General features: G+C 70.7%; 19 protein-coding genes and 1 riboswitch. Of the genes, 12 read left to right on the top strand and 7 right to left on the bottom strand.

Annotated elements, in window-relative coordinates; translation table 11 throughout:
- The first annotated feature begins 3 nt into the window (after positions 1–3).
- The 6 genes from hpnH to OG758_RS12985 all read left to right on the top strand — a co-directional run bounded on the left by hpnH (position 4) and on the right by OG758_RS12985 (position 6,424).
- A complete protein-coding gene (gene hpnH / locus OG758_RS13010; protein ID WP_266557652.1) occupies positions 4–1,026 on the top strand; it encodes an adenosyl-hopene transferase HpnH in 1,023 nt (340 codons plus the stop codon).
- A gap of 7 nt (positions 1,027–1,033) precedes the next feature.
- Positions 1,034–2,200: a flavodoxin-dependent (E)-4-hydroxy-3-methylbut-2-enyl-diphosphate synthase gene (gene ispG / locus OG758_RS13005; RefSeq protein ID WP_326710139.1), complete on the top strand. Its 1,167-nt coding sequence runs from the start codon at positions 1,034–1,036 to the stop codon at positions 2,198–2,200.
- Positions 2,201–2,226: 26 nt separating this feature from the next.
- Positions 2,227–4,140 (top strand): 1-deoxy-D-xylulose-5-phosphate synthase, encoded by a 1,914-nt coding sequence (gene dxs / locus OG758_RS13000; protein ID WP_326710138.1) that lies wholly within the window; start codon positions 2,227–2,229, stop codon positions 4,138–4,140.
- On the top strand, positions 4,137–5,522 hold the full coding sequence (locus OG758_RS12995) for an aspartate aminotransferase family protein (protein WP_326710137.1): 1,386 nt from the start codon (positions 4,137–4,139) through the stop codon (positions 5,520–5,522). Before dxs ends, OG758_RS12995 begins: the two co-directional genes overlap by 4 nt.
- Before the next feature lie 93 nt (positions 5,523–5,615).
- Positions 5,616–6,257 carry a helix-turn-helix domain-containing protein gene (locus tag OG758_RS12990; RefSeq protein WP_326710136.1) on the top strand — a complete coding sequence of 214 codons (642 nt, stop codon included), beginning with the start codon at positions 5,616–5,618 and terminating at the stop codon, positions 6,255–6,257.
- Positions 6,254–6,424, top strand: a complete 171-nt coding sequence (locus OG758_RS12985; RefSeq protein ID WP_326710135.1) for a DUF6126 family protein — start codon at positions 6,254–6,256, stop codon at positions 6,422–6,424. The genes OG758_RS12990 and OG758_RS12985 overlap by 4 nt, the downstream gene beginning before the upstream one ends.
- Before the next feature lie 32 nt (positions 6,425–6,456).
- On the opposite strand, the gene OG758_RS12980 is transcribed toward OG758_RS12985, so the two are convergent.
- A complete protein-coding gene (locus OG758_RS12980; protein WP_326710134.1) occupies positions 6,457–7,254 on the bottom strand; it encodes a tyrosine-protein phosphatase in 798 nt (265 codons plus the stop codon).
- 408 nt (positions 7,255–7,662) lie between these two features.
- A riboswitch (cyclic di-AMP (ydaO/yuaA leader) is annotated at positions 7,663–7,843 on the top strand.
- A 4-nt stretch (positions 7,844–7,847) separates the two neighbouring features.
- On the opposite strand from OG758_RS12980, the gene OG758_RS12975 reads away from it, so the two are divergent.
- Together OG758_RS12975 and OG758_RS12970 are read left to right on the top strand one after the other, a co-directional pair.
- Entirely contained in the window at positions 7,848–8,651 is an 804-nt protein-coding gene (locus OG758_RS12975) for a M23 family metallopeptidase (protein WP_326710133.1), read from the top strand.
- Positions 8,652–8,870: 219 nt separating this feature from the next.
- Entirely contained in the window at positions 8,871–9,662 is a 792-nt protein-coding gene (locus tag OG758_RS12970; RefSeq protein ID WP_227298375.1) for an SGNH/GDSL hydrolase family protein, read from the top strand.
- A 138-nt stretch (positions 9,663–9,800) separates the two neighbouring features.
- Here OG758_RS12970 and OG758_RS12965 read toward each other — a convergent pair whose 3' ends face one another.
- Entirely contained in the window at positions 9,801–10,421 is a 621-nt protein-coding gene (locus OG758_RS12965; RefSeq protein ID WP_326710132.1) for a TetR/AcrR family transcriptional regulator, read from the bottom strand.
- A 239-nt stretch (positions 10,422–10,660) separates the two neighbouring features.
- Here OG758_RS12965 and OG758_RS12960 point away from each other — a divergent pair, with 239 nt between their 5' ends.
- Entirely contained in the window at positions 10,661–12,229 is a 1,569-nt protein-coding gene (locus tag OG758_RS12960; RefSeq protein ID WP_326710131.1) for an APC family permease, read from the top strand.
- Between the two features lie 83 nt (positions 12,230–12,312).
- Here OG758_RS12960 and OG758_RS12955 read toward each other — a convergent pair whose 3' ends face one another.
- The gene (locus OG758_RS12955) at positions 12,313–12,738 is read right to left on the bottom strand and encodes a hypothetical protein (protein ID WP_326710130.1); all 426 of its coding nucleotides are present in this window, start codon (positions 12,736–12,738) and stop codon (positions 12,313–12,315) included.
- Positions 12,739–12,867: 129 nt separating this feature from the next.
- Between OG758_RS12955 and OG758_RS12950 the strand changes: the two genes are divergently transcribed.
- The 3 genes from OG758_RS12950 to OG758_RS12940 are packed head-to-tail and all read left to right on the top strand — an operon-like array spanning position 12,868 to position 15,534.
- A complete protein-coding gene (locus OG758_RS12950; RefSeq protein WP_326710129.1) occupies positions 12,868–13,446 on the top strand; it encodes a helix-turn-helix domain-containing protein in 579 nt (192 codons plus the stop codon).
- Between the two features lie 12 nt (positions 13,447–13,458).
- On the top strand, positions 13,459–15,126 hold the full coding sequence (locus OG758_RS12945; RefSeq protein ID WP_382060524.1) for an IS200/IS605 family accessory protein TnpB-related protein: 1,668 nt from the start codon (positions 13,459–13,461) through the stop codon (positions 15,124–15,126).
- Between the two features lie 45 nt (positions 15,127–15,171).
- Complete coding sequence (locus OG758_RS12940; protein ID WP_326710127.1) at positions 15,172–15,534, top strand: MmyB family transcriptional regulator; 363 nt, start codon at positions 15,172–15,174, stop codon at positions 15,532–15,534.
- Here the strand turns inward: OG758_RS12940 and OG758_RS12935 are convergent.
- Genes OG758_RS12935 through OG758_RS12920 form a run of 4 tightly spaced genes read right to left on the bottom strand, consistent with a single transcriptional unit; the run spans position 15,475 to position 21,627 of the window.
- Positions 15,475–17,649: an acetate--CoA ligase family protein gene (locus tag OG758_RS12935; protein ID WP_326710126.1), complete on the bottom strand. Its 2,175-nt coding sequence runs from the start codon at positions 17,647–17,649 to the stop codon at positions 15,475–15,477. The two genes, OG758_RS12940 and OG758_RS12935, sit on opposite strands and share 60 nt — an antisense overlap.
- Positions 17,646–18,833 (bottom strand): glutamate dehydrogenase, encoded by a 1,188-nt coding sequence (locus OG758_RS12930; protein WP_326710125.1) that lies wholly within the window; start codon positions 18,831–18,833, stop codon positions 17,646–17,648. The genes OG758_RS12935 and OG758_RS12930 overlap by 4 nt, the downstream gene beginning before the upstream one ends.
- Positions 18,830–20,443: a 5-guanidino-2-oxopentanoate decarboxylase gene (locus OG758_RS12925; protein WP_326710124.1), complete on the bottom strand. Its 1,614-nt coding sequence runs from the start codon at positions 20,441–20,443 to the stop codon at positions 18,830–18,832. The genes OG758_RS12930 and OG758_RS12925 overlap by 4 nt, the downstream gene beginning before the upstream one ends.
- Before the next feature lie 26 nt (positions 20,444–20,469).
- Positions 20,470–21,627 (bottom strand): acyl-CoA dehydrogenase family protein, encoded by a 1,158-nt coding sequence (locus tag OG758_RS12920; RefSeq protein ID WP_326710123.1) that lies wholly within the window; start codon positions 21,625–21,627, stop codon positions 20,470–20,472.
- Between the last annotated feature and the right edge of the window lie 212 nt (positions 21,628–21,839).

Raw genomic sequence — 21,839 nt, 5'->3', positions numbered from 1 at the left:
CAGATGGCCATGCCGCTTCGTCAGTCCATCAAGGTCGCGACGTACCTCTTTGAACAGAAGGTTCGCAGGCGCGACAAGTTCCCGCTCATTGTCGAACTGGAGCCGCTCTACGCCTGCAACCTCAAGTGCGAGGGCTGCGGAAAGATTCAGCACCCCGCCGGAGTGCTGAAGCAGCGGATGCCCGTGGCGCAGGCCGTGGGCGCCGTCCTGGAGTCCGGCGCGCCGATGGTGTCCATCGCCGGCGGCGAGCCGCTCATGCACCCGCAGATCGACGAGATCGTCCGGCAGCTGGTGGCGAGGAAGAAGTACGTCTTCCTCTGCACGAACGCGTTGCTCATGCGCAAGAAGATGGACAAGTTCACGCCCTCGCCGTACTTCGCCTTCACGGTGCACATCGACGGGATGCGTGAGCGTCACGACGAGTCCGTCGCCAAGGAAGGCGTCTTCGACGAGGCGGTGGAAGCGATCAAGGAGGCCAAGAAGCGGGGCTTCCGCGTCACCACGAACTCCACCTTCTTCAACACGGACACCCCGCAGAACATCATCGAGGTCCTGAACTACCTCAATGACGACCTCGAGGTCGACGAGATGATGCTCTCGCCCGCCTACGCCTACGAGAAGGCGCCCGACCAGGAGCACTTCCTGGGCGTGGAGCAGACCCGCGAGCTCTTCAAGAAGGCCTTCGCGGGCGGCAACAGGCGCCGCTGGCGCCTCAACCACTCGCCGCTGTTCCTCGACTTCCTCGAGGGCAAGGTCGACTTCCCGTGCACGGCGTGGGCGATCCCGAACTACTCGCTCTTCGGCTGGCAGAAGCCCTGCTACCTGATGGCGGACGGGTACGTGACCACGTACAAGGACCTCATCGAGAAGACCGACTGGGACGCCTACGGGCGCGGTAAGGACGAGCGCTGCAACAACTGCATGGCGCACTGCGGTTACGAGCCGACGGCCGTCCTCGCCACGATGGGCTCGCTCAAGGAGTCCATCCGCGCCGCCCGCGAGACCGTCTCCGGAAACCGCGGGTGACACCGACATGACCTCCGGAGAGCCCGTTTCGCTGGGGCTCCCTTCGCTGCCGGTCCGACCGATCGCCGACCGCAGAACGAGTCGGCAGATCCACGTCGGACCGGTGGCAGTGGGGGGCGGAGCGCCGGTGTCCGTGCAGTCGATGACGACGACACGGACCTCGGACATCGGGGCCACGCTGCAGCAGATCGCCGAACTGACGGCGTCCGGCTGCCAGATCGTGCGGGTGGCGTGCCCCACGCAGGACGACGCGGACGCGCTCGCGACGATCGCGAGGAAGTCGCAGATCCCCGTGATCGCGGACATCCACTTCCAGCCGAAGTACGTCTTCGCGGCCATAGAGGCGGGCTGCGCGGCGGTCCGGGTGAACCCGGGCAACATCAAGCAGTTCGACGACAAGGTCAAGGAGATCGCGCAGGCGGCCAAGGACCACGGCACCCCGATCCGCATCGGGGTCAACGCCGGTTCCCTGGACGCCCGTTTGCTCAAGAAGTACGGCAGGGCGACGCCCGAGGCGCTCGTCGAGTCGGCGCTGTGGGAGGCGTCGCTCTTCGAGGAGCACGGGTTCAGCGACATCAAGATCTCGGTCAAGCACAACGACCCGGTCGTGATGGTGAACGCCTACCGGCAGCTCGCCGCGGCCAGTGACTATCCGCTGCACCTCGGCGTGACCGAGGCGGGTCCGGCCTTCCAGGGCACCATCAAGTCGGCTGTCGCCTTCGGGGCGCTGCTGAGTGAGGGGATCGGCGACACGATCCGCGTCTCGCTGTCCGCGCCGCCCGTCGAGGAGATCAAGGTCGGCATCCAGATCTTGGAGTCGCTGGGCCTTCGGGAGCGGCGTCTGGAGATCGTGTCGTGCCCGTCGTGCGGGCGGGCGCAGGTCGACGTCTACAAGCTGGCCGACGAGGTCTCCGCGGGCCTCGACGGGATGGAGGTGCCCCTTCGGGTCGCCGTCATGGGGTGTGTGGTGAACGGTCCCGGCGAGGCGCGCGAGGCGGATCTCGGCGTGGCGTCGGGCAACGGCAAGGGCCAGATCTTCGTGAAGGGCGAGGTCATCAAGACCGTCCCCGAGTCGAAGATCGTTGAGACCCTCATCGAAGAGGCGATGAAGATCGCCGAGCAGATGACGGACGCCGGGGTGGCCTCGGGCGCCCCTGACGTCACCGTGAGCTGAGGAACAACCGGAGAGGGGGCCCGAGCGTGACAATTCTGGAAAGCATCCGGGGGCCGCGCGATCTGAAGGCGCTGGGCGAGGAACAGCTCGACGAACTGGCCGCGGAGATCAGGGAGTTCCTGATCCACGCGGTCGCGAGGACCGGCGGTCACCTGGGACCCAACCTCGGGGTGGTGGAACTCTCGATGGCCCTGCACCGGGTCTTCGAGTCGCCGGTCGACCGGATCCTGTGGGACACCGGCCACCAGAGCTACGTGCACAAAATGCTGACAGGGCGTCAGGACTTCTCGAAGCTGCGCGGGAAGGGGGGCCTGTCCGGCTACCCCTCGCGCGAGGAGTCCGAGCACGACGTCATCGAGAACAGCCACGCGTCCACCGCCCTCGGCTGGGCGGACGGCCTCGCCAAGGCCAACCAGGTCCTGGGCGAGCGGGGCCACGTCGTCGCCGTCATAGGGGACGGGGCGCTCACCGGCGGCATGGCCTGGGAGGCACTCAACAACATCGCGGCCGCCAGGGACCGCCCGCTGATCATCGTCGTCAACGACAACGAACGGTCCTACGCCCCGACCATCGGCGGCCTTGCCAACCACCTGGCAACCCTGCGCACCACCGACAGCTACGAGAAGGTCCTCGCCTGGGGCAAGGACGTCCTCCTGCGCACCCCCGTCATCGGGCACACCGTGTACGAGTCCCTGCACGGCGCCAAGAAGGGGTTCAAGGACGCCTTCGCACCGCAGGGCATGTTCGAGGACCTGGGGCTCAAATACGTAGGGCCCATCGACGGGCACGACCTGGGCGCGGTCGAGTCGGCGCTTCGACGTGCGAAACGGTTCCACGGGCCGGTGGTCGTGCACTGCCTCACCGAGAAGGGCCGCGGCTATGAGCCCGCCCTCGCGGACGAGGCCGACCGGTTCCACACCGTCGGCGTGATGGACCCGCTCACCTGCGAGCCCCTCGCGCCGTCCAACGGTCCGTCCTGGACCTCGGTGTTCGGCGACGAGATCGCCCGCATCGGACGGGAGCGCGACGACGTCGTGGCGATCACCGCGGCGATGCTGCACCCGGTCGGACTCACCAAGTTCGCCCAGGAGTTCCCCGGCCGGGTGTGGGACGTGGGGATCGCCGAGCAGCACGCGGCGGTCTCGGCGGCCGGCCTCGCGACCGGCGGCCTCCACCCGGTCGTCGCCGTCTACGCCACCTTCCTCAACCGCGCCTTCGACCAGCTCCTCATGGATGTCGCGCTGCACAACTGCGGCGTCACCTTCGTCCTCGACCGGGCCGGCGTGACCGGCGTCGACGGTGCCTCGCACAACGGCATGTGGGACATGTCCGTCCTCCAGGTCGTCCCCGGACTTCGTATCGCCGCGCCCCGGGACGCCGAGCAGCTGCGGGCGCAGCTGCGCGAAGCGGTCACCGTGGACGACGCCCCGACGCTGATCCGCTTCCCGAAGGAGTCGGTCGGCCCCGAGATCCCGGCGGTCGACCGGATCGGCGGCCTCGACGTACTGCACCGGGCCGACGCCCCGGACGTCCTTCTGGTCTCCGTCGGCGTGATGGCGCCGGTGTGCCTCCAGGTCGCGGAGCTCCTGGAGGCGCGCGGCATCAACTGCACGGTAGTGGACCCGCGGTGGGTCAAACCCGTCGACCCGGACCTCGCGCCGCTCGCCGCACGGCACCGGCTCGTCGCCGTCGTCGAGGACAACAGCAAGGCGGCGGGCGTCGGCTCCGCCGTGGCGCTCGCGCTCGGCGAGGCCGAGGTCGACATACCCGTACGGCGGTTCGGGATCCCCGACCAGTTCCTCGCGCACGCCAAGCGCGGCGAGGTGCTCGCCGACATCGGGCTCACGCCCGTCGAGATCGCCGGGCGGATCGGCACCAGCATGGCCCTGAAGGCCGAGACCGCGGCCCTCGTGGCCGGCAAGGAGAGCGACGACGTATGAGCAAGGAGTTCGATCTCGCAAGACTCCTGGCCGACCGCGGCGCCGAGCGCTACGAGCTGCATGCCAAGTACCTCAACCACCAGCTCCCGCGCATGCTGCACACCATCGGCTTCGACAAGGTCTACGAGCGGGCGGAAGGCGCCTACTTCTGGGACGAGGACGGCAACGACTACCTGGACATGCTCGCCGGGTTCGGCGTGATGGGCCTCGGCCGGCACCACCCCGTGGTCCGCAAGGCGCTGCACGACGTCCTCGACGCCTCGCTCGCGGACCTCACCCGCTTCGACTGCCAGCCGCTGCCGGGCCTGCTCGCCGAACGGCTCCTCGCGCACAGCCCGCATCTGGACCGGGTCTTCTTCGGCAACAGCGGCACGGAGGCCGTCGAGACGGCACTGAAGTTCGCCCGGTACGCCACGGGCAGCCCCAGGGTCCTGTACTGCGGTCACGCCTTCCACGGGCTGACCACCGGGTCTCTGTCCGTGAACGGCGAGTCCGGATTCCGGGACGGCTTCGCGCCGCTCCTGCCGGACACGGCGGTGCCGCTCGGTGACCTCGACGCCCTGCGCGCGGAGCTCGCCAAGGGCGACGTGGCCGGGCTGATCGTCGAGCCCATCCAGGGCAAGGGCGTCCACGGGACGCCGCCCGGCTATCTGCGCGCCGCCCAGGAGCTGCTCCACCAGCACAAGGCGCTGCTCATCGCGGACGAGGTGCAGACGGGCCTCGGCAGGACGGGCGACTTCTACGCCTACCAGCACGAGGAGGGCGTCGAACCCGACCTCGTGTGCGTGGCGAAGGCGCTCTCCGGCGGCTACGTGCCCGTCGGCGCGACCCTCGGCAAGGACTGGATCTTCAAAAAGGTCTACTCGTCCATGGACCGCGTCCTCGTGCACTCGGCCAGCTTCGGCTCGAACGCGCAGGCCATGGCCGCGGGGCTCGCCGTGCTCTCCGTGATGGAGAACGAGGAGGTCGTCGCGAACACCCGGGCCACCGGTGAGCTCCTGAAGTCCCGGCTCACCGCGCTCGTCGACCGCTACGAGCTGCTGAGCGACGTACGCGGCCGCGGCCTGATGATCGGCATCGAGTTCGGGCGGCCGAAGTCGCTGAAGCTGCGCAGCCGCTGGACGATGCTCCAGGCCGCGCGCAAGGGTCTCTTCGCGCAGATGGTCGTCGTGCCGCTGCTCCAGAAGCACCGGATCCTCACGCAGGTCTCCGGCGACCACCTGGAGGTCATCAAGCTAATCCCGCCGCTGATCATCGGGGAGCGCGAGGTGGACCGCTTCGTGGAGGCGTTCACCGCCGTCATGGACGACGCGCACTCGGGCGGCGGGCTGATGTGGGACTTCGGCAAGACGCTGGTGAAGCAGGCGGTCGCCAACCGCTGACCTCTTCTAGAGGGCGCTTCTTAAAGAAGGTAGCTGTTTGCCTCTGGGGCAATAAATTTGCCTCAGAGGTACAGCTCTGGCTCAATCGACGGTATGAGCCCTGCCCCTCCGGAGCCGGCTCCGGAACCCACGGAGCTGCCCGCCGTCGCCCCGCAGCTGCGCGAACTCCGGCGCCGCGCCGCCCTGACCCTGGAGGCCGCGGCCCGCGCCGCCGGGCTCTCGCCCGCGCACCTCTCGCGCCTGGAGACGGGCCGCCGCCAGCCCTCGCTCCCGATGCTGCTCGCCCTCGCCCGCACCTACGGTACGACGGTCTCCGAGCTCCTGGGCGAGACACCCGCCGACAGGGACGCCGTCGTGCGCTCCGGCGACATGGAGCCCACCGAGGCGGGCGGCTGGATCTACCGGCAGGCGGGTGCCCCGGGGCGCGGCATGCAGGCCTTGCGCGTGCACGTGCCGTTCGGCGCCCAGGGCGACATCGTCCGGGTCCACCCCGGTGAGGAGTGGCTGTACGTGCTCGAAGGGCGGCTGCGGCTGCGCCTCGGGGACACGGCGTACGCACTCGAGCCGGGGGACAGCGCGCACTTCGACTCGCTGACCCCGCACCGGATCGCCGCCGCCGACCGCGACGGCGCCGAGCTCCTCTTCGTACACACCCTGCTGCAGAGCCCGTCCGCCGCGCTGTGTCTCGGCCCGGCGACGGGCGCCGGCGAACGGACCCAGGGAGGTCCCCAATGAGCTCAGAGCCGAACGACGTGACCGAGCCGGAGCGGCCCGCCCGCCGCGACATCGAGGACAAGCTCCCGCGCGGCATCTGGGTGCGCCTGCTCGTCTACGTCTTCGCCGGGCACCTCGTCGCGGGCTTCATCTATCTGCTGTTCACGCTGGGGGCGTCGCGCGGGTGACGCGGCCCGCGTGTGGCCGATGAGTCTCAGTCTCAGTCGAGGAGGCGCTCACGCAGCCGCTCACGCTGGGCGGCGGACAGCTTGAGGCCCTCCTCCAGGTAGCGGTCGGTGGAGCCCCAGGTCTGCGCGACCTGCTCGAAGGCGGCCGCCAGATACGTGGCGCGGGCGTCGAACAGCGGGCTCAGCAGTTCCATGACCTCGGGGGACATCGCGTCCTTCGAGGCACTGCTGCGGTGCACCTTGTAGCGGCGGTGCGTCGCGTTCGACTCCAGGTAGTCCGCCTCGATGGCGTCGCGCTCCACACCCACGGCCAGGAGCGTGACCGCTATCGACAGGCCCGCGCGGTCCTTGCCGGCCGCGCAGTGCATGAGCGCCGGCACGCTGTCCTCGGCGAGGGAGTGCAGGACCTGGCTGTGCTCGGCGGTGCGCTCCGTGATGATCGCCCGGTACGACGTGATCATGCGGTCCGCGGCCTGGCCCTCGGCGAGGGCGGCGCGCAGGTCGTCGAGGTTGCCGTCGCGCACCATCTGCCAGAATTCGGCGCCGTCCGCCGGGTCGGTCAGCGGCAGATTCACGTTCCGCACGCCGGGCAGCGTGACGTCGGGGCCTTCGAGACGCTGGTCGGCGGCGTTGCGGAAGTCGAAGATCGTGTGCAGCCCGAGCGAGGAGAGGAACGCGGCGTCCTCATCCGTGGCGTGCGCGAGGTGACCACTGCGGAACAGCACGCCCTGCTTGACCCGCCGGCCGTCCACGGTCGGGAGACCACCGACGTCGCGGAAGTTGCGCACTCCGGCCAACTCGGGCTCGGTGGACGGGACCTGCTGCGTCACGGGGGCTCCTCCCGGTCGGCCGCGGCGCTGCTCGCCTGCGGGCGCCTTCGACGATACGACATGGCTGCCAGGGGCAACCATGTGAGAGAAGGCTGGCGATTGCGTAGTAAATGCCCGAAATAAACCGATAGATAGCCAATCGCGCCGTGTGGGATAACTAACCCTGAAATGAGGCCATATGGTGGCTGATAGGTGAGCAGGCTCATAGCGGTGACCGTGCGTGGCGGCGGGCCCGAATGAATTTCCAGCAGGTATCGCAGTTGCAAAGATCGTAAATCGACGGAGCGTGACGGCCTTTTCCGGAAAGGATCATTTGAGGATCAAGAACCGGAATGCCCAGGGGAATTCGCGGCTTGTCCCCGCGCTCCCCGCTCGCTTACGTTCAGCGCAATCCGGACGGACCGCCAAATCCTGCCGCCGCCCGGAATCCGCACATCGATCCGTGCTCGGCAGGAGCGGGGGACCCAGGTGGACCGCCGTTTCCGGGACATCGGAAACGGCTCGGGGTGAAGCCGTGCCCGAAAGGGGCGCGGCCGGGCAGCTCCAGCCCGAACCCGACAGCTCACCTCGCAGGCGACGGAGAGGAATTCCCCATGCCCGCGAAGGGTAAGCACCGCCGTCCCAAGTCCCAGCGCTTCTCCCGCACGATCGCCATTGCCGGCGTGGGCGGCGTCGCACTCGCGCTGCCGCTGATGGGTGCCGCCGGCGTCCACGCCGCGACTCCCGCGGCCGCCCACTCGGTCGTGAAGGCCGCGCCCGCCGCTGCCAAGACCTACGTCGTCAAGGCCGGGGACACCCTTTCGAAGATCGCCGACGCGCAGAATGTCAGCGGCGGCTGGAAGAAGCTCTACTCCGACAATCGCTCGGCCGTCGGCGGCGACCCCTCCCTGATCCATCCGGGCCTGAAGCTGACGATCGGCCAGAAGGCAGCGGCCCCCGCCGCGACGGCCACCGCCACGCAGGCTTTCGCGCCCAAGGCCGCTACCGGTGCCGGCTTCGCGCTGCCCGTCCAGGGCGCCTCCATCGGCACGGCGTACAAGACCGCGGGCAGCATGTGGTCCAGCGGCTACCACACCGGTGTCGACTTCGTGGTCCCGACGGGCACTCCGATCAAGGCCATAGGCGCGGGCACCGTCGTGTCGGCCGGCCTTGACGGCGCGTACGGCAACGAGGTCGTCATCCAGCACGCCGACGGCAAGTACTCGCAGTACGCCCACATGTCGTCCCTCTCCGTCTCGTCCGGGCAGACCGTGACCGGGGGCCAGCAGATCGGCCTCTCCGGCGCGACCGGCAACGTCACGGGACCGCACCTGCACTTCGAGATCCGCACCACCCCGAGCTACGGCTCGGACGTGGACCCGGTCGCCTACCTCCGTGCGCACGGGGTCTCGCTCTGACCCCGACGGTGTGACGTCGCCCCGCCCCTGACGGTGTGACGTGAAGGTGTCTCGTCGAGGCGTGACGTGAAAGGGCGGGTCCGGTTCCGGACCCGCCCCTTCGTCATATCCCCGCCGTATTCCTGAAATCGCGAAACTGACCGGGTGGGCTATATCACCACCCGTCAACCCCTTCCTACGGTCGCGTAGGTCACATCGCAGGGTGAAAGATGTGTGGTCGTGGCAAACGAATCGAGATCACTCAGCGGCGGCACGATTCGGTCCTACGCGGCGGTGGGGGACAGCTTCACCGAAGGCGTCGGGGACCCCGGTCCCGACGGGGCCTTCGTGGGCTGGGCCGACCGTCTCGCCGTCCTCCTGGACGACCGGACCCCCGAGCACTCCTTCCGGTACGCGAACCTCGCCGTGCGCGGCAAGCTCCTCGACCAGATCGTGGAGGACCAGCTCCCGCGCGCCGTCGAACTGGCCCCGGACCTGGTGACCTTCGCCGCCGGCGGCAACGACATCATCCGTCCAGGCACCGACCCCGACGACGTCGCGGAGCGCTTCGAGAAGGCCGTGGCCCGGCTGACCTCCGCCGTCGGCACGGTCATGGTGACCACAGGCTTCGACACCCGGGACGTCCCGGTCCTCAAGCACCTGCGCGGCAAGATCGCCACGTACAACGGGCACGTGCGCGCGGTCGCCGACCGCTACGGCTGCCCGGTGCTCGACCTGTGGTCCCTCAAGACCGTCCAGGACCGCCGCGCCTGGGACGACGACCGGCTGCACCTCTCGCCCGAGGGGCACACACGGGTCGCCCTGCGCGCGGGGCAGGCTCTCGGCGTCGAGGTGCCGGCGGACCCGGACCAGCCGTGGCCGGCGCAACCGCCGCGCGGCACGCTGGAGGTACGGCGCGACGACATCCACTGGGCACGGGAGTTCCTGGTGCCGTGGATCGGCCGACGCCTGCGCGGCGAGTCGTCCGGGGACCATGTGGCGGCGAAGCGGCCGGATCTGCTGCCGCTCTGACGGGAGCCGCGCGCGTCAGCTGCCGCTGTGACGGGAGCCGTGCCCGTCTTGGGGGAGCTTGTCCTTGGGGGCGGCTCCCCCGCGTCATTTCTGCGCGGTCACCCCGGGCTCCCTTCGGAGCCGGACGTCACGGCGCAGTCAGCCGGCCGTGGCCGTCAGGTCCGCCCGCTCAAGTCCCAGCTCGCGGGCCAGCGCGTCGTCGACCCACTCCTGCATGCGGGCCCGTGAGACCGTCCCCGTGTACGCGGTCATCTGCACCGCCAGACCGTCGAGGAGCGCCGTCAGGCGCAGCGCGGCGCCTGCCGGGTCCGGGCAGCGGAACTCGCCCGCCGCCACGCCCTCCGCGACGACCTGCGTGAGCGCCGCCTTCCACTGCTTGTCCAGGTCGCGCGTGACCTCCCGCAGCGCGGGCTCACGCAGCGCCGCGGACCAGCCCTCGATCCACAGCCGCCACCCCTTGGCCTGCCCGGTCGGCGCGTACCAGCGCACGGCCGAACGCAGCCGGCGCAGCGCCGTCGTGCGCTTGCCCAGCAGCTTGCGCAGATGCGCCAGGTCGCCCTCGGCGGCGTGCGCGAACGCGGCGGAGACGAGCTTTTCCTTCGTCGAGAAGTGGTACAGGACCAGCGCGTTGCTCACCCCGAGCGCTGAGGCGACGTCGGCGATGCGCACGGCTGCCACGCCCCGCGCCTCGATCTGCTCGATGGCGGCCCGCAGCAACTCTTCGCGCCGCTCGGCCACACTCAACCGCACTCTTGCCACGCGGTAACCCTACACACGGGCACCGGCGGTGGGCGCCGAGCGGCGAACCCGGCGCGAACGGCTCGTGCGCGACTCTTGACAGTGCCCAGTGGTGCCCGTCACAGTCTCGCTTACTGACTGGCCGTTCAGTCAATAGAGCGACCGGGAAGCCGGTCGCGGCACCGTCGCAACAAGAGTCGCAGCACAGTCCGAGAACAACCGTCACGCCCCGTGCCCCGCCGTGCAGCAGGAGTTTCCCCGTGACCCAAGCGCCGCCGATACCGCCGACCGAGCCGTCCGCCAAGGGCGCACCCGACCTGCCGGACCTGTCTGAGGGCTGGGGTGAACAGCGCTCCCGGCTCAAGAAGGACCTGCGCAGGCTGGACGTGCTGTTCTTCCTGATCTGCACCCTCGTCGGCCTCGACACGATCGGCTCCGTGGCCGCCCAGGGTCCGCAGGGCCTGACCTGGATGGCGATCCTCGCCCTCGCGTTCTTCCTCCCGTACGGGCTGCTCGTCGCCGAACTCGGCTCCGCCTTCCCCGTGCAGGGCGGCCCCTACGTGTGGACGCGCCTGGCGTTCGGCAGGCTCGTCGCCGGTGTGAACCAGCTCCTCTACTGGATCTCCAACCCCGTCTGGGTGGGCGGCAGCCTGTGCATCATCGCGCTCACCACGTGGGAGGAGTTCTTCACCCCGCTGCCGGGATTCTGGAAGTACGCGGCCGGCCTCGTCTTCATCTGGGGCGGAGCGCTGGCCGTCGTACAGTCCGTGCGCATCGGCAAATGGGTGCCCATCGCGGGCGCCGTCGCCCGGATCGTGCTCCTCGGGTTCTTCCTCGTCTCCGTGGTGGTGTTCGCCGTCCAGCACGGCGTGCACGCGCTGCCCGCGGGTGAGTTCGTCCCGACGTACGCCGGTTTCGTGGCGCTGGTCCCGGTCCTGATCTTCAACTACGTCGGCTTCGAACTGCCCAGCTCCGCGGCCGAGGAGATGACGAACCCGCGGCGCGACATCCCCCTGTCGATCCTGCGCTCGGGCTTCGCGGCGGTGCTCCTCTACGGCGGCCCGATCCTCGGCATCCTCTTTGTGCTGCCCAGCCAGGAGATCGGCAGCCTCGGCGGATTCATCGACGCCTGCAAGGCCGTGTTCACGGTCTACGGCGGGTCGATCGCGGCCGACGGCACGGTCACGCTCACCGGCCTCGGCTCCGCCTTCGGCGGGGTCGCCGCGGCGGGCCTGATCATCGGCCTGCTGACCTCGGGCGTCACCTGGGCCATGGGCGCCCACCGTGCGCAGGCCGTCGCCTGCGCGGACGGCGCCGGTCCCGCTTGGCTCGGCCGCATCTCCGAGAAGCACGGGACGCCGGTGCGCGTGAACCTGCTCTCCGCCGTGCTCGGTTCGATCCTCTTCGTGGTCGCCCTCAACCTCACGGGCGGCAACGGCGAGAAGTACTTCGCGGCGGGCCTCGGCCTGACGATCTGCACCACCTTCATCTCGTACGTCATCACGTTCCCCAGCCTCGCCGTGCTGCGCCGCAAGTACCCGGACACGCCACGCCCGTACGCCGTCCCGGGCGGACGCGTGGGCGCGTGGGTCGTGAGCGTCCTCGCCACCGGCTTCGTGGCGTTCACCGTGATCGTGCTGATCTGGCCGGGCTTCGGGGTCGGCTGGTTCGGCTCGGCGGGCAGCGCGGCTGACTCACTGCCCGCGTCGTTCGCCGGTGAGCGCGCCCAGTACACACTGAGCCAGGTGCTGCCCCTGCTGCTCTTCGTCGGCATCGGGCTCGTCTTCTACGCGATGGGCGCGCGGACGCGCAGGCGCGTGGGCAAGTAGCGCGCTCGCCCGCAAGGAGGGCCTTCCCCGCGGCGGGGTAGGCCCTCCCTTGCGTGTCGGATCCCCCCGGACGATCTGTCGCGTCAGACCCCCACGAACTGGTAGTCCCGCACGATGCGCCCGTCCTCCGCCACGACGACGAACTCCAGGCCTCCGCCCGTCACTTCGCCGCTCTGCGTGAGGACCGACTCCCAGCGGAACGTGACGACGTCGTTCAACTGCTGCGCGTGCGTGGCCGTCGCCCTGAACGTGTACTCGCCGGACGCCACGAACTCCTCGTGGGCCCGCGCCACCCGCGCCTCCAGCTCGTCGTGACCGCGGGCCTCCAAGGCGGCCGTGGGGAAGCCGAGGCGCACGGCCGTCTCCCGCAACTCCTGCGGCGGCAGCAGGGCGTGCACGCCGTTCGGGGACCACAGGGCGTGCACCGCCTTGCGGCGCAGCCCGGGGTCCCGCTCGTTCCAGACGGCCGCGTACCGGCCGGCCAGCTCCTGTGCGTCGATGTGCGGCATGGAATCGCTCGCTTCCTGTCCTGTCCCTGATGGCTGTCTGTGATGTGGAACTCTGCGCGGCGGGGTGCGGCGCGACAATTCCCCGCAGGGAATGGCCCGTAGACCCCGCCGTCGGGTAGACACGGTCCGGTGACGACGCAGGCGGAACCGGCTGAGGCGGGGACAGGGGCATGGCCCTCGGACAGGGCGGCACAGGGCGGGTTCGGTGACGCGTTGCGCGAGTGGCGGGTGCGGCGGCGCGTCAGCCAGCTGGAGCTGGCCACGCGCGCGGGGACCACGCAGCGGCATGTCAGCTTCGTGGAGAGCGGCCGCTCGGTGCCGGGCCGCGCCATGGTCGTACGCCTGGCGGAGGCGCTGAAGGTGCCGCTGCGGGAGCGCAACGCCCTTCTCCTTGCGGCGGGTTACGCACCCGCGTACCAGGAGTCGCATTTCGGGGGTCCGCAGTTGTCCGCCGTCCGTACGGCACTGGAGCGCGTCATGGAGGCGCATCTGCCGTATCCGGCGGTCATCATCGACCGGCGCGGGGATCTCGTCGCGCGCAACGAGGCCTTCGATGCGCTGACCGAAGGGGTGGCGAACTGTTGGGTGAGGGGCGTGCTCTACCGCGCAGGAAGGAGTGTGAGTGGGTGGAGCGTCCGGTGGGAACGCAGAATCCTGTGTCGAATGCGTGACCTCGATCGGGTGGGGCTCGTTGGGCAGGTGGACTGATGATCGGATTGCGTGAGTGGCTCGCTGGACGGAGTGGGTGGGGTGGCCGGGAAGGCGTTGCGGGTGTTGGCGGCTCCGTTCGTGGCTCCCTCTCCGAGCGGGGTAGCGGTGCGGACCCGACTCAAGGGCCTGTCCGCACCCGATGCCGAGGTGCTCGGTGTGGTCGGGCGGCATTTGGGGTCGTTGGCCGGACGGGATCTGAAGGTCCGCAGCAGGGCTGGGCTCGGTCACGATGCCGGTCAATGGGCGGTGCGTAAGCGGGATTTGACTGCCTTGTCATCGGCGCGGTGGGCGGGGTCGGTTACCAAGGCCTCGCATGACCAGTGGGCGCTGGCGCGGCGGTGCCTGGCCGCGCATGTCCGGGAGTTGGAGGCGGGCATCACCTGTATCCGGCAGCGCCTCGCGCAGGAGCTGGGCGCCAAGGGCGAGCGGAATGTGCCGGGCGGGTATCGCTCCCGGCGTGAGTGGCATGCCAAGTCGCGCCGCCTGCGCGTCCTTGAGGACCGTATGGCCCTCGCGCGGGCGGATTGGGTAGCGGGCCGAGTGCGGGTGGTGCGTGGCGGCAAGCGGCTGGCCAATACCAGGCATCACCTGGATGCGGCCGGGCTCAGCGAGCAGGGGTGGCGCTCTCGTTGGGAGGCGGCCCGGATATTCCTGTCCGCTGACGGCGAGTCCGGCAAGCGCCTCGGCAACGAGACCATCCGTCTCGATCTCGACGGGCAGTTGAGCCTCAAACTGCCTGCCCCGCTCGCCGACTTGGCGAACGCCCCGCACGGCCGCTACGTGCTGGCCGCCCGGGCGGTGTTCGCGCACCGGGGCCAGGAGTGGGCGGACCGGGTCGCTGACCACCGGGCAGTTGCGTATCGCATCCACCATGATGTGCTGCGAGACCGCTGGTATGTGACCGCATCCTGGCAACGCACCCCAGCCCCTGCCCTCACCCTGGAAGCCGCCCTGGCAGACGGGACCGTGATCGGCGTCGACACCAACAACGATCACTACGCCGCCTGGCGCCTCGACGTCCACGGCAACCCGGTCGGGCGTCCGGCGCGTTTCTTCTATGACCTGTCCGGCAATGCCCTGCATCGGGATGCACAGATCCGGCACGCCACCAGCCGCCTGCTCCACTACGCGCAACAGCGTGGCGCGAGCGCTATTGCGATCGAGGACCTCGATTTCGCGGACTCCAAGACCCGGGAGAAGCACGGCCGTAACAAGCGTTTCCGCTGTCTGATCTCCCGCTTTCCCACCGCACGGCTGGCTGCCCGGCTCATTTCGATGGCTGCCGAGCAGGGCATCAGCGTGATCGCGGTCGATGCCGCGTACAGCAGCCGGTGGGGCGCCGAGCACTGGCAGAAGCCGACCAGCATCCCCACCCATCAGACCACCCGGCATGAGGCCGCAAGCCTCGTGATCGGAAGGCGCGCCCAGGGATTCGGGGCACGGCGACGGACGACACCGCCCCCACGCGACCGGAGAGATCGCGTGGGGCATCGGATCACCCAGGCCGCACCCCGAAACCCCGGACGTGAGGGAGACCGCCCACCCCGGACCGGACCACCACCAGCAGTGGTGACGCCACCAGGAAAGCGAAAGCGGCGACCCAGCCCGCCCAACACCGTTCGGGACGGGCGTAGCGAACGAGAGTGGATCTACGACTCACTCCCGCTCACTATCTAGGAACGGTCGATCCGGCGCTGCTCTCGACGCCGGTGAACATCGCGCGTGCTGCTGCATCCGCGCGGCCTCGCGCCGCGGATCGTGAACCTGGACGAGTGGGCCTGGCACGTCATCGACGGACTGCGCGACGAGTCCGTCCGCAATTCCAACCGAGCTCTCACGGAGCTGGTCGCCGAACTGGAGGACATGGTGCCGGACCGGCCCCGAGAAGCCGGTCCGGACTACCTCGGCTTCGCCGTCCCGCTGCGGCTGCGTACGGAGCGCGGCGAGCTGCGCCTCCTGAGCACGCTCACCCACTTCGGGACGGCGGTCGACGTCACGCTCGCCGAGCTGAAACTGGAGGCGTTCCTACCGCTCGACCAGGAGACCGCCGGCCTCCTCGCCGACGCCATGGACGGGCGCCGGTGAGGCGACGGCCTGGTCGAGCACTCCGTGGGCGTCCAGTGCGATCGCGCCGCCCGGGTGCACGAGCAGGGGATTGACCTCCAGTTCGGCCAGCTCCGGATGGTCGACGGCGGCCCGCGCGACCGCGCACACGGCGGCGGCCGCCGCGTCCAGATGTGCTCCGGGCGCGCCGCGCCAGCCCGTCAGCAACGGTGCGTGCCGCAGTCGCAGGAGCAGGGCACGTGCGCGTGCCGGCGTCAGGGGTGCGAGGGCCAGCGCCGTGTCGGCGAGCAGTTCGGCGGTCACTCCTCCGATGCCGACCATGACGACGGGCCCGAACGACGGGTCGCGCCGCACACCGACGATCAGTTCGTGTCCGTACGGCGGGGTGGCCATGGCCTCCACGGCGTAGCGGTCCGCGCCCGTCGCCGCCTTCATACGGGCGAACGCGGCCCGTAGGGCGTCGGCGTCGGCGATGGACAGGGCGACCCCGCCCGCCTCGGTCTTGTGCGCGAGCCCCATGGCCTTGAGGACGAGCGGATACCCCGTCCGGTGCTCCGCCGCCTCCACGGCTCCGTCCGCGTCGGTCACGAACTCGGCTGCAGGAAAGGCGAGTTGATAAGAGGAAAGCAGCTCCCGCACGCTTTCGTAACCGCCGTCCGTCAGCCTGTACGTCGCCGGGGCCGGCGGATCCTCGCGGGTGAGCGGAGGGTCCGTGAGGCGGGCCGCCGCGGCGACGGCGGTCGCGGCCTGCTCGATGCGCTCGTAGACGGGCACACCGCGCTGCCGCAGAACGGTCAGGGCGGGGGTGTCACGGGCCATCGTGTGCACCACGAGGGCACGCCCGGATGTGACGGCGGCGTCCGCGAGGGCGTGTGCGACCTCGCATTCGTGTTCTGTCTGGGCCGGGTTGGCGGTCGCGTAGTCGCCGAAGTAGCCCGTGAGGACGACGGCGTCGGTGTCTCCCGAGTGCAGCAGGGTGCCCGCCACGCGCGCGTAGTTGCCGAGATCGGCCTCACCCGCGCCCGCCAGGTCGACCGGGTTGCCGCACCCGGCTCCACTCGGCAGCTGCTCGGCCACCGCATCGCGCGTGTCCTCCGTGAAGGCGGGCACGTCGAGGCCTTGTGCGGCGAACGCGTCGGCGGCGAGGGCACCTTGACCGCCGCTGTCCCCGACCACGGCGACGCTGCGCAGGTGAGGCGACGGGCCGGCGGCCGTGTGCCCCGCACTCCGGTCGCGTACGCCCTGCGCCAGCAAGTACAGCGCTGTGTCGACCAGTTCGCCCGCCGTGTCGAGCAGCAGGGCGCCGGCGTCGCGGCACACCGCCTCCACGGTGGCGCGCGCGCTCACCAGGGCGCCGGTGTGGGACGCGGCGGCGCGCCCGGAGGCGGCGCTGCGTCCCACGGTCAGGAGCAGGACGGGTTTCCCGGCGGCGTGCGTGGCCGCCAGGACCTGTGCGAGCCGCCGGCCGTCGCGGAAGTCCTCGATGTACGCGGCGAGCGCTCTGGTGGGCCCGTGCGCGATCAGCGACTCCAGGGCGTCCGCCGCGTCGATGTCCCGCTGGTTGCCCAGTGACACGAACCGGGAGAAGCCCTGTCCGGAGCGTGCGAGGAGTCGGCCGATCTCCAGGGCGAGATTCCCGCTCTGGGACACGAGACCGAGGCCGCCCGAGGGGAACTCGCCCCAGCTGAGCCGGAGTTCGCTCGTCGTGTCCACCACGCCCATGCAGTTCGGGCCGAGCAGCCGCGCGCCCCGGGCCGTGACGAGCTCGGCGAGCGCCCGTTCCTCCTCGGCGGTGGCGCCGCCCGACGTGATCACGGTGAAACACCGGGCGCCCGCCGCGAGGCCGTCCGTGACCACCGGCCGCACATGGCGGGGCGGCACGGCGACGACGACGTGCTCGGGGGGCACGGGCAGCGAGGCGAGATCCGGCAGGAACGGTTCGCCGTCCAGGGCGCCCCCGCGGTGGTTGACGAGGTGGACGGCCCGGCGGTCACGGCCCGACAGGGCCCCCGACGCCAGCCAGTAGCCCCACTTCTCCGGGTTGTCGGACGCCCCGACGACTGCGACCGACCGAGGGTCGAAGAGCGCGTCGAGGCCCACGCGCGCGTGCGCACCGGTGTCTGGCGGGGGCGTCACCTGTACCACCCGAACCGCTCCGCGATCACCGGGAGGCGGTCCGCGACGATCGCGTGCGCGGCGGCACGCGGCGTCGTCCCGTCCGCCTCGGCCCGCGCCAGCATCTGGTCGATCAGCGCGCGCATGGAGCGCCGCGTGTACGCGAACGCCTCGTCCGCGTTTGCCTCGATGTCCCCGAACAGGGTCCACCACCACCAGGCGTTCGTACCGGAGTTGACGACGACGTCGGGCAGGACGGTGATGCCGCGCAGCGCGAGCAGCTCCTCCGCCTCGGGCAGCACGGGCATGTTGGCGGCCTCGACGATCCAGCGCGCCGTGATCTGTTCCTGGTTCGCCGCGTCCACCGCGTACGACACGGCGGCGGGCACGAGGACCTCGGCGTCGGCCGACAGCCAGGCGTCGCCCGGCAGTTCACGGTCACCCTCGCGCAGCGCCGAGCGGTCCACCGTCCCGTAGGCGTCACGGGCGGCGAGGAGCGCGTCCACGTCCAGGCCTTCGGGGTTGGCGACGGTGCCCTTCACGTCCGCGACGGCCACGACCCGCAGGCCCGCGCGCGCCAGGAACCGGGCGGTCGCCCCGCCCATGGTGCCCAGGCCCTGCACGGACACCCGGGTGCCCTCGTAGGGGACGCCCGCGCGGTCCAGGGCCGCGAGCACCGACTCGGCGACTCCGCAGCCACCGACGAGTTCGTCGAGGCCGATGCCGTCGACGTCGACCGCGAAGGCGTCGGCGAGGCGCCGGCGCGCGGCCGTCTCGTCGTCGAGCAGCGGGTAGACGGCCTGGATGGACGAGACGAGCCCGGCCTCCTCGGCCGCCCTGTCGACGAGGTCCTGGGTGAGCCCCAGGTCCTCGCCGGTCGTCCAGAAGGACTCGATGTAGGGCCGCATGGCGCGCAGATAGCGCACGAGGACGCCGTACGCCTCCGGGTCCTGCGGGTCGCAGTCGATGCCGCCCTTGGCGCCGCCCAGCGGGATGTAGCGGCCCTGCGGGTTGTAGTGCAGAGCCTCCTTCATCGTCATCCCGCGCGCGAGGCCCGCGACCTCGTCGAGGGTGCAGCCCTGACGCATGCGGAGCCCGCCGCTGGACACGCCGCGCACCAGCCGGTCGACGACGAGGTAGCCGTGCCTGCCGGTGACGTGGTCGGTCCAGGTGAGCGACATCAGGGGGGTGGCGGGCGCGGTCATGCGGTCTCCTCGGGGACGGTGATCAGGGTGGGTCCGGGGGTGGCCAGGGCGCGGGTCAGGAGCGCGGCGAGTTCGCCGGGGGAGTGCGCGGGTGCGCCCCTGCCGCCGAAGGCGCGCGCGAGGCCGGCGAGGTCCACGCGTGCGTGGTCGACGGCGGCGGGTGTGTCGCCGCGCGCGGCCATCTCGTCGCGGATCTCGCCGTAGCCGCCGTTGTCGAACACGACTACGGGCAGCGGCAGTTGGAGCTGCGCGGCCGTGGCCAGCTCCTGCACGGAGAACTGGAGCCCGCCGTCCCCGCTGATCGCGATCACCTGCCGGTCGGGGCAGGCGGTCTTCGCGCCGATCGCGGCGGGCAGCGCGTAGCCGAGCGTGCCGAACCCGGTGGGGTGCAGATAGCGCCCCTCGGGGCCGACGGGGAGGTGCGGGAGCGCGCCGTAGTAGCAGCACTGGGCGCTGTCGGAGGTCACCACGGCATCGGCTGCGAGGACGCTCCTGATCGCTTCGAGATACGGCACCCAACGAGCGTCACGTGCGCGTGTCTCGTCGTCGCGGGAGGCGCGCACGGCGGCCGTGGTCCGCGTGGCCGCGTCCGTGGACGCGGGGGCCGGCACCCTGGCGAGCCGCTCCTTGAGCGCCTGCATGGTCGCGTGTGCGTCGCCCACCAGGGCGACGTCCGCGGGTAGGCCCGCGTACATCTGCGCCGGATCGACGTCGACGCGGATCAGCCTGCCGTCGAGCGCGGGCGGCGTGGACCACAGGTCCGACTCGGCGAGTTCCGTCCCGACGGCGAGCACGATGTCGCAGTCGGCCAGCCACTTCTGTACGGAGGGGCTGTGCAGGGACACACCGAGGGCGAGGGGATGCCGTTCGTCGACGATGCCCTTGCCGTTCGCGGTCGTCGCCACCGGAGCGCCCAACCGCTCTGCCAGTGCCCGGCATTGCTCGGCCGCACCGCGTGCGCCACCGCCCAGGACCAGGCCGGGGCGCGCCGCGCCGGCGAGGAGGGCGGCCGCCGCGTCGAGCGACGGACCGTCCGCCGCGCGGGGCGCCACCAGGGGAGCGCGCCGTACCGGCCCGGCGGGCTCCGTCGCCTCGAGCAGGTCGAGCGGCACCTCGATGTGCACGGGCCGCGGCCTCTCCGTACGGAACAGGCTGAACGCGCGCGCCACCGCCGCCCCGATCTCCTCCACGGAGGACACCCGATGGCTGAACGCCGCCACGTTCCGCAGTGCCTCCGTCTGGCTGCGCATCTCGTGCAGCAGACCCGTCGACTGGCGCGGATGGCGCAGCGGCATGCCCGGCGACACCACGAGAAGCGGCACGCTGTCCGAGTACGCCTGCCCGACTGCGGCCGCGATGTTCAGGAGAGCGGGCCCCGTCGTCGTGATGGCCACCCCGGGATCGCCCGTCACGCGCGCGTAGGCGTCGGCCGCGTACCCGGCGCCCTGCTCGTGACGCGGGGCGACATGCGTGATGCCGTACGCCGCCAAGTGCCGGTAGATCTCCAGGTTGTGGGTCCCCGGAATGCCGAACGCGGTGGAGACCCCGTGGGCGGCGAGTGCCCTGACGAGCGCCTCGCCGCCGGTCGACGTCCGCATCTGTTCCGTCACCGTTCGCTCCGTCGCCGTCCCCTCGGTCACAGCGACCTCGATATGACCAGGCGCATGATGTCGGAGGTGCCTTCCTCGATCTCCTCCAGCTTGGCGTCCCGCATCCACTGCTCGACCGGGAACTCACGCGAGTAGCCCCAGCCGCCGAGCGTCTGCACGGCCGCCCAGGTGCAGTACGCCGCCGTCTCCGACGCGGTCAGCTTGGCCATGGCCGCCTCGGCGGTCGCGTCGAGTCCGGCGTCCAGACGCCGCGCGGCACGCCACGTCATCAGACGGGACTGCTCGATCCGCGTGCGCATGTCCGCGAGGCGGAACGCCACGGCCTGGTGCTCGATGATCGGTTTGCCGAACTGCACGCGCGTGCGTGCGTAGTCACGGGCGTACTCGTACGCGGCCCGCGCCACGCCCGTGGCCGCCGCGCCCAGAACGGCGCGCGAGATGTCGAACGTCCGCATGAGGCCGGCGAATCCCTGCCCCTCGTCGCCGAGACGGTCGGCGTCGGGCACGAACACGTCGGAGAAGAACACCTCGCGGCAGACGATCGCGCGCTGGCCCATCTTGCGCATCGGCTCACCGAACGTGAGCCCCTCCGCGCCCTTGCGCAGCAGGAACGCCGTGACTCCGCGCGAGCGCTGCGACGGGTCGGTCTTGGCGAAGACGACGTACTGCTCGGCCTCGCCCGCGTTCGAGATCCACGCCTTCTGGCCGTTCAGGAGGTAGCCGCCCGCCGTGCGCGTCGCGGTCGTCACGATCGACGCGGCGTCGGACCCGGAGCCCGGCTCGGTCGTCGCCAGCGAGGTCATCGGGGTGTCGGCCCCGGCCAGCGGCGTCAGCCACGCGCGCTTCTGTTCCTCGGTGCCCAGCTCCATGACCGGGTCGGCGAAGAAGCCGTTCGAGCAGAGGAGGTTGCCGATGCCCAGGTCGCCGACGCACAGCTCCTCCTGGACGAGGACCTGCGTGAACACGTCGGTGAACCCGCCGCCCCCGTACTCCTCGGGCAGCATGAAGCCGGTGATGCCGACCTTCGCGGCCGCGCGCCACAGATCCCAGGGCGTCTCGACGTCCGCCTCGTCCACGGCGCGCCCGCGCGGGCGGATCTCCTCACGTGCGAACGTCCTCGTGAGGTCCACGATGTCCCGCTGCTCCGGGGTGAGGGGGACCAGCTCGATGGGGAGCTCTGACACGGTGCCTCCAGAAACTGACGGATACCGACGAGGGGGTCACGACCGGCGCGGATCACTGACCCGATTACTGAATCGCCAGTCAGTATCTGAGTCCGTGAAGACCGGTGTCAACGCAACGGCTACTGAATGATGGATCAGTTTTCTGACGCCACTGCGAAGCGGCCTCCGCCGACTCGGCGCGCGGGGAGGTCCGAGCGCGACACGGGCCGGTT

The organism is Streptomyces sp. NBC_01474 (genome assembly GCF_035918215.1).
GTDB lineage: Bacteria > Actinomycetota > Actinomycetes > Streptomycetales > Streptomycetaceae > Streptomyces > Streptomyces aureus.
The sequence above is the reverse complement of the archived record's forward strand: the minus strand, read 5'-3'. Positions and strand labels throughout refer to the sequence as shown.

What these genes read in the sequence shown, in the direction of transcription:
- hpnH (WP_266557652.1), top strand. Translation starts at nt 4, where the DNA reads ATGGCCATGCCGCTTCGTCAGTCCATCAAGGTCGCGACGTACCTCTTT.
- ispG (WP_326710139.1), top strand. Translation starts at nt 1,034, where the DNA reads ATGACCTCCGGAGAGCCCGTTTCGCTGGGGCTCCCTTCGCTGCCGGTC.
- OG758_RS12995 (WP_326710137.1), top strand. Translation starts at nt 4,137, where the DNA reads ATGAGCAAGGAGTTCGATCTCGCAAGACTCCTGGCCGACCGCGGCGCC.
- OG758_RS12990 (WP_326710136.1), top strand. Translation starts at nt 5,616, where the DNA reads ATGAGCCCTGCCCCTCCGGAGCCGGCTCCGGAACCCACGGAGCTGCCC.
- OG758_RS12985 (WP_326710135.1), top strand. Translation starts at nt 6,254, where the DNA reads ATGAGCTCAGAGCCGAACGACGTGACCGAGCCGGAGCGGCCCGCCCGC.
- OG758_RS12975 (WP_326710133.1), top strand. Translation starts at nt 7,848, where the DNA reads ATGCCCGCGAAGGGTAAGCACCGCCGTCCCAAGTCCCAGCGCTTCTCC.
- OG758_RS12955 (WP_326710130.1), bottom strand. Translation starts at nt 12,738, where the DNA reads ATGCCGCACATCGACGCACAGGAGCTGGCCGGCCGGTACGCGGCCGTC.
- OG758_RS12930 (WP_326710125.1), bottom strand. Translation starts at nt 18,833, where the DNA reads ATGACCGCGCCCGCCACCCCCCTGATGTCGCTCACCTGGACCGACCAC.